This is a genomic window from Biomaibacter acetigenes, assembly GCF_003691585.1.
In the GTDB taxonomy this organism is placed as follows: domain Bacteria; phylum Bacillota; class Thermosediminibacteria; order Thermosediminibacterales; family Tepidanaerobacteraceae; genus Biomaibacter; species Biomaibacter acetigenes.
Genome location: NZ_CP033169.1, coordinates 2964601 through 2976034, shown reverse-complemented (window position 1 = coordinate 2976034; position 11434 = coordinate 2964601). Strand labels below are relative to the sequence as shown.

General features: G+C 43.8%; 9 protein-coding genes. 8 read left to right on the top strand and 1 reads right to left on the bottom strand.

Going from position 1 to position 11434, the window contains the following annotated elements; genetic code table 11:
• Positions 1-3 precede the first annotated feature (3 nt).
• Positions 4-1707, top strand: coding sequence for a PucR family transcriptional regulator (locus D2962_RS15215; RefSeq protein ID WP_122015481.1), 1704 nt, complete (start codon positions 4-6; stop codon positions 1705-1707).
• A gap of 189 nt (positions 1708-1896) precedes the next feature.
• Here the strand turns inward: D2962_RS15215 and D2962_RS15210 are convergent, their stop codons facing one another.
• On the bottom strand, positions 1897-3369 hold the full coding sequence (locus D2962_RS15210; protein WP_122015480.1) for a glutamate synthase-related protein: 1473 nt from the start codon (positions 3367-3369) through the stop codon (positions 1897-1899).
• A 351-nt stretch (positions 3370-3720) separates the two neighbouring features.
• Here D2962_RS15210 and D2962_RS15205 point away from each other — a divergent pair, with 351 nt between their 5' ends.
• From D2962_RS15205 to D2962_RS15175, 7 genes are all read left to right on the top strand, one after another.
• A complete protein-coding gene (locus tag D2962_RS15205; RefSeq protein ID WP_122015479.1) occupies positions 3721-4494 on the top strand; it encodes an aspartate/glutamate racemase family protein in 774 nt (257 codons plus the stop codon).
• Between the two features lie 13 nt (positions 4495-4507).
• Positions 4508-6103 carry a hydantoinase/oxoprolinase N-terminal domain-containing protein gene (locus D2962_RS15200; RefSeq protein ID WP_122015478.1) on the top strand — a complete coding sequence of 532 codons (1596 nt, stop codon included), beginning with the start codon at positions 4508-4510 and terminating at the stop codon, positions 6101-6103.
• Between the two features lie 15 nt (positions 6104-6118).
• Entirely contained in the window at positions 6119-7291 is a 1173-nt protein-coding gene (locus D2962_RS15195; protein WP_122015477.1) for an S-methyl thiohydantoin desulfurase family protein, read from the top strand.
• Positions 7291-7542 (top strand): hypothetical protein, encoded by a 252-nt coding sequence (locus tag D2962_RS15190; RefSeq protein WP_122015476.1) that lies wholly within the window; start codon positions 7291-7293, stop codon positions 7540-7542. Before D2962_RS15195 ends, D2962_RS15190 begins: the two co-directional genes overlap by 1 nt.
• A 1-nt stretch (position 7543) precedes the next feature.
• The gene (locus tag D2962_RS15185) at positions 7544-8629 is read left to right on the top strand and encodes a M24 family metallopeptidase (RefSeq protein WP_120767231.1); all 1086 of its coding nucleotides are present in this window, start codon (positions 7544-7546) and stop codon (positions 8627-8629) included.
• Between the two features lie 3 nt (positions 8630-8632).
• Complete coding sequence (locus tag D2962_RS15180) at positions 8633-9769, top strand: S-methyl thiohydantoin desulfurase family protein (RefSeq protein ID WP_120767230.1); 1137 nt, start codon at positions 8633-8635, stop codon at positions 9767-9769.
• Positions 9770-10335: 566 nt separating this feature from the next.
• Complete coding sequence (locus D2962_RS15175) at positions 10336-11169, top strand: IS110 family RNA-guided transposase (protein WP_122015475.1); 834 nt, start codon at positions 10336-10338, stop codon at positions 11167-11169.
• Positions 11170-11434: the final 265 nt, after the last annotated feature.

Below are 11434 nucleotides of genomic sequence, written 5' to 3'. Positions count from 1 at the left end.
TTGATGGAAGGCATAACTGTAAAAGAGGCTTATGAAATTTTAAAAGAGGACGGCGTTTATTGGGCTGGTGGAAGAAACGGGGAAATCAGGGTTATAAAATCGGTAAGCGTTATAGAAATCCCCGATTGTTTAGAATGGCTTCAAGGTGGAGAAATGATACTAACCACGCTATATCCATATAAAACTATTGATGAGAGACTCAATCTTATAAGAGGTTTGAGCAGAGGTGAAGCTGCGTGTATTTGCATACATCCGGGCAATGATCCGTTTCCTCAGGTGCCCGATTGTTTGATAAAGCTTGCAGATGAAATAAACTTTCCTTTATTTTTAATAGAAAGAAAAGTACCTTATTCCATAATCATGAAAAAAACATACGAAGCTTTACTGAACAGGGAAGAGCTGGCTCTAAAAAAAGCGCAGGAGATTAACAATGTGATGAATAATATATTATTGACCAATGGAGGGGTGCATGAGATAATAGACAAATTATCGGCGATTACAAATAAAAGCGTGCTTTTTCTCGACGAAAATTTTAAACTTGTTGATATGATTTTAAGAGGGAAAAATGGCAGTTTAATCGAAGAAGATTTAACAAAAATATGCGATTTTACAAAAAGTTATATTGAGGCAAATATTTTACACAAAAGAAATAAAAATAAACCTGATCAAACCCACATTGTCTCCTGGGAAGATGGCTTTAATCTAGCAATTTCCATTGTGAATATCAATGATGAGATGGATTATTATTTATTAGTTATAAAGCAGGGTGAAATGACTGAGCTTGACAATAAATTGTATAAAATTGCATTTCCTGGGACAATTACTGCTTTAAAGATAGACATATTAAAGAATCTGGCTATCCTGGAAACGGAACAAAGACTTAAATCAGACTTTTTTGAAGACGTAATAAATGATGCATATACTTCGGATGAACTGATGAAAAAAAGAGCCCGGACCCTTGGTTTAAACCTCCTTGACAAAAACTTTGTTGTCATTTTTGATATTGACGATTTCGAAAAATACTGCAGAGATAATTATGAAAAAGGTGAAGAGCATATTCAAAAGATAAAAAGAGACTTGAAAAAGGCTATTGAAGAAGCATGCAAAGATATAAAGAACAGGGTTCTGCTTTTTGTCCCTAAAAGCGATGCCGGCATACTTCTTATAGGTTTTACTCAAATTGAATATAAGAGAGAAATGCTGTATAAAAAAATGTTAAATGATTTATTTTATAAAGTAATAAACGGATTTTCCACAAAGAATCCGGATGTTACGTTATCGGTTGGAGTAAGTTCAGGCATGGAAAATATTGGAGAATTAAAGAGGGTGTACAAAGAAGCTATCTTTGCAAAAGATATAGGGAATAAATTATTCGGCAGGGGGAAAATAAATTTTTATGATGATCTAGGGATATATAAATTGATATCAATTCCGGACAAAAAAGAGGATATATTAAGGGATAGGTGGTTTTCCAGGCTTTATGAGCATGATAGACATAAAAATGGCAATCTTATAGAAACACTGGAGGTTTTTCTGGACAGCAACGGCAGCATAAAAGATACGGCGAAAAAGCTCTACACCCATCCCAATACGATAAAGTACCGTCTTAAAAAGGTTAAAGAACTAACCGGTGAAGATATATTTCAGGATGAACAAAAAAGGCTTTATTATCATATTCTCATAAAAGCTTTGAAGATGCTTTCTTAATGTATTTTGGAGCATGAAGTAAGAATAAAAAAAACAAATGCAGTAGGTCACGCATCTGGGATGGCAAAAGAAAGTTTTATAAAACAAGAACAGATTAAAGATACCCTGATTACCGGCTGGGAAGAGGCCGTTTCGCAGTAAATAAGGGCGGTTCGTCTGACAGGCATGTCAGACAGAACCGCCCATGATTTAAGAATTTAAAATGTTTAATGCGATATCATCCTTAACGTCTGTGATAAAGGGTATCCTGGTTTCCCTTTCAGTTTCCCGGTTTGCTGAAGCAATATCTTCTCTTGAAATTGCCGGGAGGGAAAACTTCCTCGCTCCTGCCATCAGCTGCTGCAGGCCGGCAGCCAGTTTGTCCGCCAGGGTCCATATGGCTATGGCTCCGTAAGGTATGTTTTTCATTTCTTCTTCTCCCACTTTCCTTTTTACCTCGTGGTAACCTGCAAAGATTTCTTCCGCTTTAAGGCCGAGCTGAGAGACCGTGGGCGGCAGGACATCCCAGTTTCCATTTACCTTTGCTTTTCTTTCCGGATGCAATACTCCTTCGATATTTGAACCAACAAAGGCTGGTATCATTAAAGCTCTTCCCATGCAAACTATCTTTGTAAATGGAGCTCCGAGGGCAAGCGCTTTGAAAATGTGGTCTTCTCTTGCAAAACCACCGGCAAAGGCCATATCAACCACTTTTTTCCCTTTATTTGCAAGGATTGACGCGTACTCATAAGCTTTCGAATGCAGAAGTATTGAGGGCACACCCCATGTTTCCATCATATTCCAGGGACTCATGCCGGTTCCGCCGCCCGACCCATCAATTGTAAGCAAATCAAGTTTTGCGTCAGTAGCGAATTTTATGGCCATGGCTAAAATTTCCATTCCGTAGGAACCGGTTTTTAGCGTAATTTTTTTATATCCGATTTTTCGCAGGTATTCTACGGTTTTCATAAATTCTTCTCTTACGCCTTCAAAGGAAGAAAGATGAGTATATCCGAGTCTGCTGTGCCTTGCAAAAGATTTAATGGCCCCGTTTTTGAATCCTTCTATGATTTCAGGTTTTTCCGGGTCTGGATCTACCAGGTAGCCCCTCTTTTTTAGGAAGACGGCGTAATCTATGTCCTTGACCTGAATTTCACCGCCGATGCATTTTGCACCCTGCCCCCATTTTAGTTCTATTACTACTCTGTCGCCGTATTTTTCAATAACATATTCGGCTACGCCGTTTCTTGAATCTTCTACATTCATCTGCACAAAAATAGCACCGTATCCGTCAAAATACCGAAGATATGTTTCTATTCTTCTATCAAGTTCCGGCGCCTTTTTTATTTTTCCGTTCTCAATGACTGCATCCTTATCGATACCTGCCACGTTTTCGCCTATCACTATTGGAAAGCCTGCGAGAGCAGCCCCTATAGCCAGCGAATCCCAGTACTTGGCCGCAATGAAGGTGGAGCCCAGGGCACCCGTCATGATAGGTTTTTTTGATTTTGTTTTGATTTCACTTCCAAATTCAGTTTCGATATTTACGCCGACAAGGCTGGAAAGCCATGTTTCGCACTTTCCCTGGCAATCAGCCCTGCAAAGAGTGCACAAGCTCGATTCGGCCGGATTGCCTCTGTTTGCTGTTCCAAGTACATCGTTGGATTTTGACCATTGAAACATTTGCATCTTCCTTTCCGTCTACATCTTTATTTAATTTTAATGAATAAATATGTAATTTTGAAAAAGAATAAATGTATACATGAATACTGTTTTTAATGAATTATTGTTTTCTAAAATACCATATTTTTATGACCTTGTCAATGCATAATTATAAATGAAGTAAGATTCAAAGTCGGGTGCAGGCTGTCATTGGCAGATGAATATTTTTTCTGCCATGAACAGCCTGTTATTCTTGTTATCTTTATGCGACAAAAAATCTTCATTTTTTTGTTGTTTAAAGATATGGCTTTTAATAAGTTAAAAAAATTATAATAAAACTATTAGATTTTTTGGAAGGAGGGATTTTGCATTATGTCTAAAATTTTGTGGATTAACCCTGTCGGCACTGATGACTTCGATAAGGCTATTAAAGATGCGCTTGATGAAATTAAACAGCCTCAAACACAGGTGGATGTCGTTTCTTTAAAAAGGGGCCCCAGACATCTTGAGTACAGGTATTATGAAGCGCTTGTAATCCCCGAAACGCTGCATTTAATAAAACAGGCCGAAAAAGACGGTTATGATGCTGCCGTAATTGGCTGCTTTTATGACCCGGGGCTTCACGACGCAAGAGAAATAGTTGAAAAAATGGTGGTCACCGCTCCGGCTGAAGCGTGCATGCATATTGCGGCGACTCTCGGGCACAAATTTTCGATTATAGTTGGAAGGGACAAATGGATTCCGCAGATGATGGACAATGTGGTATTAAACGGCCTGAAAGACAAACTGGCATCATTCAAATCTCTCGGCCTTGGAGTTTACGATTTTCATGCCGATGAAAAAGTCACAATACAAAAACTTAAAGATGCGGCAAAGGAAGCGGTCGAAAAGGACGGGGCCGAAGCCATCATACTCGGCTGCACGATACAGTTTGGATTTTATAAAGAACTTCAAGAGTATGTAAAAGTTCCGGTGATTGACGCCATTATTGGGCCTTTCAAATATGCGGAATTTCTTGTGGAACTGAAAGACAAATTCGGATGGCTCCACAGCAAGAAATACGGATTCGAAACGCCGCCGCTTTTTGAAATTAAACAGTGGGAGCTGGAAAAACAATACGATATTAAAGGATTATGGGACAAATAAGGAGGAAGAACATATGGCAAAAGATGTAAGAATTGGATTTGATGTCGGCGGGACTTTTACCGACGGCGTAATGCTCAGGGGCAAAGAGGTTCTGGCAAAGGCAAAAGCCCTCACTACCGATGATGTTACTACGGGAATCATAAATGCTCTGGATGTTTTGCTAAAAACCAAAAAAGCCGAAGTTTCTGAGATAAGCCTGGTATCACTGGGAACAACCCATACCACCAATGCAATTATCGAAAGGAAAAATCTGAATAAAATTGGTATTTTCAGGCTGGGAGCACCGGCCACCACCGCCATTCCACCTCTTACGGGCTGGCCGGAGGATTTGAAGGCCGCCATCGGTGGAGCCGATAATATCTTTATTGTGCGCGGAGGAAAAGAGTATGACGGAAGAGACATTGTTCCCCTCGATGAAGAAGCGATCAGAAGCGCGTGCAGGAAAATCAAGGGCAAAGTCGATTCTATAGCCATAACCGGCGTCTTTTCTCCCATGATCCCCGACCAGGAAGAAAGGGCGGCAGAAATCATAAGAGAAGAACTGGGAGACATACCGATTACCCTTTCAAACCATATTGCTTCCATATCTCTCCTGGAGAGAGAAAACTCCACTATTTTAAACGCATCGGTCATTACCGTGATGAGAAAGGCTGTGGAAGCCCTTAAAAAGGCCGCAAAAGAGCGCGGCATTGAGGCGCCGCTTTTTATAGTTCAAAATGACGGGACGGTCATGTCTGCAGATTATGCGGTGAATTACCCGATTTTCACAGTAGCGTCCGGGCCTGCGGCCAGTGTCAGAGGAGCGGTTTATCTTTCCGGCATCGATAATGGTGTTGTGGTAGACATAGGCGGGACTTCCACGGACGTCGCGTATATAGTAAACGGATTCCCAAGAGAATCTTCAATAACGGTAACGATTGGCGGTGTTAAGACAAATATAAGGTGCCCGGACCTTATGTCCATAGCTCTTGGCGGCGGAACAATAGTAAAGACGAAAGGCAACGAGGTTATAGCCCATGGCCCCGAGAGCGTCGGATATAACCTGGTCAAATTGGGCAAGTCTTTCGGCGGCCCGATAATTACAACCCATGATATTGCAGTGGCCAAGGGAATCCTTGATAAGAAGCTCGATATCTTTGACACGGACTTTGCGCCTCATATTGATAAGGTTAAAGCTTTAGACAGAAACCTTGTAGAGGCTGCGTATAATATAATAAAGAATACTCTGGAAGTGGCCGTAGACCAGATGAAGACGGTGGCCGGCGATGTCAAGGCCATTTTCGTCGGCGGCGGCGCCCTTGTGGTGCCCAGGGAGAACCTTGAAGGCATATCGGAGGTCATAATGCCGCCTCACTTCGAGGTTTGCGGTGCGATAGGCACAACGATTGCCGAAATTGGAGCATATGCCGAAGGCGTCGCGGACCTGGAGGTCGAGGATAGGGATGCTGCTATAAATAAAGTAGTTGAAAAGGCAAAAGACGAGGCGGAAAAAGCGGGAGCGATTCGCGATACCGTGGAAGTGCTTGATGTAGAAGAGATTCCGTTTGCATACATGCCCGGAAAACGCGAAAAGATACGCATCAGAGTAAAAGGGAAAATATTTGAATAAGGAGGCGGAACACAAATGTCGAAAAAAGTCTTCGAGACACTGGAAAAATGGGGAATTAAAAATTATAAAATCATAGACAAGCAGGCAGTAAAAGAAATCACCCTCGGAGCATCCATCCTTGCTACGGGCGGCGGAGGAGACCCCGAGATAGGTCTTCTATGGGCATATAAAGTGCTGGATGAAGGAAAGACCGTTGTAATGATTGATCCGATGGACATACCCGACGATATTCTGGTAGCGAGCCCCGCCTGCCTGGGCGCTCCTGTGGTACTTACCGAAAAGCCGCCGTCCTATGATGTGTTAAATAATGCCATAAGAAAACTCGAGCAGTACTGGGGAAAGAAACTTGGGGCGACAATTCCGATTGAATGCGGAGGAGTGAATTCCACCGTCGCTTATGCGGCCGCGGGAGAATTTGAAGTCCCGGTGATCGACGTAGACGGTATGAACAGGGCCTTTCCCGAGCTTCAGATGACCTCATGGGTTACAAACGGAGTAAATGCCTCCCCTACGGTTTCCTGTGATGACAGGGGCAATGTCACGGTAATTGATACCGGCGATGACAACAAGATGGCCGAAAATATAGCAAGGCGTGCCGCCATGGCCTACGGCGGCATTTCCTGGATTGCGACATACCCCATGACGGGAAAACAGGTCAAGGAGGCTTCTATTTTAAATTCCCAGAGCATTGCGTGGGAATTGGGCAAAGCCGTTTACAGGGCTAGAGAAAAGCACCTGGACCCCGTGAAGGAAATGCTCGACAGCCTGAAGGCTACGAGAAACGTGACGGGAATGAAGGTGTTCAAAGGCAAGATAGTGGATATTTCCAGGGAATTCGGCGGGGAGTCGACAAAAGGCTTCAGCCTGGGCAGAATAAAAATGGACGGGCTTGACGAATATAAGGGAAGCGTGGCAGAAATCGACTTTCAAAATGAATGGCTTGTTTTAAGGATTGACGGCAAAATAAGGTGCCTGCCGCCGGATCTGATTGCCATAGTGGATTCCGAAACAGGGGAACCGATTCGCACCGATATCATGAAATACGGCTACAGAGGTTCTATCATCCTCATTCCCGCTCACGAAAGGATGAGGACGCCTAAAGGAATACAGCTGTTCGGGCCCGGGTATTTTGGCTACGACATGGATTATGTTCCTGTAGAAGAGCTAAATAAGGAGGTGGCAAAATAATGGCCAGTAGCTTTAATGAAACTGAAAAAGCCATTATAAAGTTCCTGAAAGAAAACCCCTATAGCGAGAGAAAAGCCATTGTCGAGGCACTTTCGGGCATGCCGGGATTGGAAGAATCTCTGGAAAAACTTGCAAATGACATGGTATTGATAGAACTTACCGGGCCAATGGAATCAAGCCTGGAATCCAGGGTGCCGAAGAAGATATACATGATAAATCCCGAAAAAGAAAGTGAATTAGAAGGGATATAAGATGAATTATAAAAGGCGTGTGGATAAATTAATCGGGCTTTTACAGGAAAAGGGTCTGGATGCGGTAATTCTGGGGGACAGAGCCAATGTGAGGTATTTTACAGGCATGCGGTTTAATACCGCATCCTTTTCCATCCTTTTTGTCTCTAAAAATGGCGATGTTGTGCTTTTGACGGCCGTTCTCGACTATAACAGGGTAAAAAGGAATTGCTGGATAAAAGATATTAGAAAGTTCCCGGAAGATGACCCAAATTATCTAAATCCATTAAAAGAACTACTTTATGGCAGAAATATAAAGCGCGTAGGCGTTGAGTTTTCAACCGTTACAGTTGAAAGAGAAAATTTAATAAAAGAGGTAACGAACGCCGAACTGGTAAACATTGAAAACGATCTTTTAAGGCTCAGAATGGTTAAAGACATGGAAGAAATCGAAATCATAAGAGCTGCCGCAAAAATCGCTGAAAAAGCCATGATTAAAGCGGTAGAGAGCATAAGAGAAGGAGTTAAGGAATATGAAGTGTCCGCCATTGCACAGGACGTAATGATGAGAGAAGGGGCGGAAGGATTGTCCTTTGAACCTTTTGTCATGTCGGGGGAGAACGCATGGCTCCCACAGCGGTTTTCTTCGGATAAAGAACTTAAAAAAGGTGAACTTGTTCTTTTCGACATGGGGTGTGTCTACAGGGGTTATTGCTCTGATATCACAAGGACGTTTTCCCCTGGGGGCCTTTCTGATGAGCAAAAACATTTGTTCAGAGTCGCTTATGAAGCTCAGCAGAAAGCCATAGAGGCTGTGAAGCCGGGAGTGGCTGCAGAGGATATTGATAAAGCCGCCAGAGATTATATTACGCAAAAAGGGTATGGTAAATATTTTCCCCACCTTACAGGTCATGGCCTGGGCCTTAGCATTCATGAAATGCCGATAGTGGATTTAGGAAGTAAAATTTTGCTGGAACCTGGAATGATAGTTACCATTGAACCCGGCATATATGTGGAAGGCCTTGGAGCGGCCCGGGTAGAAGACATGGTGCTTGTGACGGATGATGGGTATGAACTACTAACAAATGCTCCTCGAGAGCTGGTGTAGGTGATGAATATGAACGTATATGATATTTTAAAAAGATGGGGTATAGAAAATTACAGGGTTGTTGACGAACAGGGCCTGAAAGAAATAACCCTGGGAGCGTCTATCCTTGCTACTGGGGGTGGGGGTGATCCGGAGATAGGATTTTTATGGGCTCTCAATGTGGTCAAAGAGAGAAATGATATTGTGTTAATAGATCCAAAAGACTTTCCGAATGACGCCCTGGCTGCCATAGCCGGTTGCCTGGGAGCACCCGTTGTTTTGACGGAAAAACCCCCGAATGGTAAGGAAGTCCTGTGGTGCTTAGAAAGTTTAAAAAGGTATCTGGGAAAAGAAATTCAGGCCATTATACCTCCTGAGGCCGGAGGGGTAAATACTCCTGTTCCGATGGCGGTTGCCGGGGCTGTGGGTATCCCGGTGGTCGATGCGGACGGCATGGGCAGGGCTTTTCCGGAGCTTCAGATGACCTCCTTTTATACCCATGGCATTATGCCGTCTCCCACGGCGGCAGCCAATGAAAAAGGAGCGGTAACTGTTGCGGATACCGCATGTGCCCTTATGGCGGAAAGAATAATAAGAAATGCGGCCATGGCCTACGGTGGAATATCCTGGATTGCGGGGTACCCGATGACCGGCAGGCAGCTTAAAGAAGCGGCCATCTTTAATTCCATTTCAAAGAGCTGGGAACTGGGTAAGGCGGTCTACAAATGCAGGAAAACCCATGACGACCCCATTGAAAACATAGTGAAGATAGTCGGAGGATATAAGGTTTTCAAGGGCAAGATTGTAGATATAAATCGCGAATTCGGAGCGGAAAAGACTAAAGGGTTCTCCATGGGGAGGCTCACTCTGGAAGGACTTGAGGAATATAAAGGTGAAAGGGCTTTCGTGGATTTCCAGAACGAATGGCTGAGGCTTGAAATAAGCGGAAAAGTCAAATGCCTGACGCCGGATTTAATATTAATACTGGATTCGGAAACCGGTGAGCCTATAAGGACCGATATAGTAAAATACGGATATCGCGGAAGCATAGTTGTAGTTCCCGCCGATGAAAAGATGAGGACCTCGCTGGGTCTTGAAACCTTCGGGCCAAAGTATTTTGGATATGATGAGGATTATACTCCCGTAGAAAAGCTGGTATGATTATAAAGCTCCTACCTTTGGGTAGGAGCTTTTTGATGTGCGCCCGGCATGGGCGGAAGCTTAAGCAGTGAAAGTCTGCTATGGGGCTGGCAGCGGCGACCATTAGCTGAACAGCAAGGGTGTCTATCGTGAGGTAGAATCTGAAGGAAGCTGTAGGCAAGCCACGACCTGAGGAACACGAACCGCATACAAGGCTATACAGTTCGGATGAGTTTGCATCACAAAACGAAATCCAGCGCTGCCAAGGGACTGTGTAGTAAATGCGGCAGGTATACGGGGCGAAGGCTATCGCTCTTACCCGGGCGGGTACCCACCGAAGGTGGGTGTTGGCGGAAACGTTAGGGAAACTAACAACCCGGGCTGAGAGGCCCGGCTGAACCGTCAGAAGTCAGCAGAGGCCATAGTAGCCGGCACAGACGTCAGGCCGACGAAGGGCCGAACACGAAGCGAGGGATAAAACTTGGCAAGTTCGTAAAACTATCGACGACAGCAGAAAACCCCGCAAGGGGCCTACCCTGGGAAAGAAGCGGTGAAGCCGCAAGGGTCCTAGGGAGGGCCGAGTATGTATCTGGCACAACCCGAGAAGATATCCCCACAAGGATGAATACCAATTAAGAGTTCTGCTTCATCACCGAATCCGTCTCGCAAAGATCCGTACTATGCTGAAAAACAAGATTCACGCTGCGTTAATTCGCAATGGAATCCAGTCTCCATGGAGCGATCTATTTGGGAAAAACGGAAGAAAATTTTTAGAGAATATTTCGTTGCCGGAAACAGAGCAAATCATAGTTTGTTCATCATTAAAACTGCTGGATACTGTACAAAAAGAAATGGCGGCCCTCGAAGCAGATTTGTGTGCTAGGGCGAAAGAGAACCCAAATGTAAAATTACTGATGGGTATACCTGGCATTTCGGTTTTGAGCGCATTGACTATTCTTGCAGAGATTGGGCCAATTTCGCGCTTTTCGTCACCTAAAAAACTGGCATGTTACGCGGGACTGGTTCCATCTGTTCATCAATCCGGCAAAACACGCTATGCCGGTAACATAACAAAAGAAGGCCGCAGCACCCTACGTTGGATACTGGTTCAGTGTGCACAGCGAGCAATTCAAAGCAAAGGGAAATTACGATCTTTTTATTTGCGTTTAAAGGAGAAGAAAGGGCACAAAATTGCGATTGTAGCTACAGCACGTAAGTTGCTGCATATAATATGGGCGGTTCTAACACGCCAAGAAGAATACATGGAACTCACAAAAAATTTGCTGGAAAGAAAACTAAAGAGTTTAACCAAACAAGCTCAAGCGTACGTAGTAGACATGAATGAACTGTTGCGAGTAATTGATGGCATCGAAGATGTATCGGAGAAAGAAACTCGGTCCTGGCTATTTGGAACAGGATAATTATTTAGCTTGCAGGATATGAAGTGAGCTTCAGTCCGCCTCCGTCAAGGGGAATAGCATTGACTGATCTGCTGAGCTATGGTGAACAATTAAGCAAGCTAGCCAAAGCAAGCCTGGTTAAAAAATCGAAATGACCTGGCGTAGTATCATATTGCCTTTTTTACATTTGACAACTGTAATTGCTTGAGAATTTTCGGAGCAGGACTTGCATTTTTTCATAGGTGAGAGGACGGGGGTCAATCACCCCCTCCTACTGGATTGAAAA

Coding starts and splice junctions, on each gene's coding strand:
- D2962_RS15195 (WP_122015477.1), top strand. CDS start 6,119: ATGTCGAAAAAAGTCTTCGAGACACTGGAAAAATGGGGAATTAAAAAT.
- D2962_RS15180 (WP_120767230.1), top strand. CDS start 8,633: ATGAATATGAACGTATATGATATTTTAAAAAGATGGGGTATAGAAAAT.
- D2962_RS15205 (WP_122015479.1), top strand. CDS start 3,721: ATGTCTAAAATTTTGTGGATTAACCCTGTCGGCACTGATGACTTCGAT.
- D2962_RS15190 (WP_122015476.1), top strand. CDS start 7,291: ATGGCCAGTAGCTTTAATGAAACTGAAAAAGCCATTATAAAGTTCCTG.
- D2962_RS15210 (WP_122015480.1), bottom strand. CDS start 3,369: ATGTTTCAATGGTCAAAATCCAACGATGTACTTGGAACAGCAAACAGA.
- D2962_RS15215 (WP_122015481.1), top strand. CDS start 4: ATGGAAGGCATAACTGTAAAAGAGGCTTATGAAATTTTAAAAGAGGAC.
- D2962_RS15185 (WP_120767231.1), top strand. CDS start 7,544: ATGAATTATAAAAGGCGTGTGGATAAATTAATCGGGCTTTTACAGGAA.
- D2962_RS15200 (WP_122015478.1), top strand. CDS start 4,508: ATGGCAAAAGATGTAAGAATTGGATTTGATGTCGGCGGGACTTTTACC.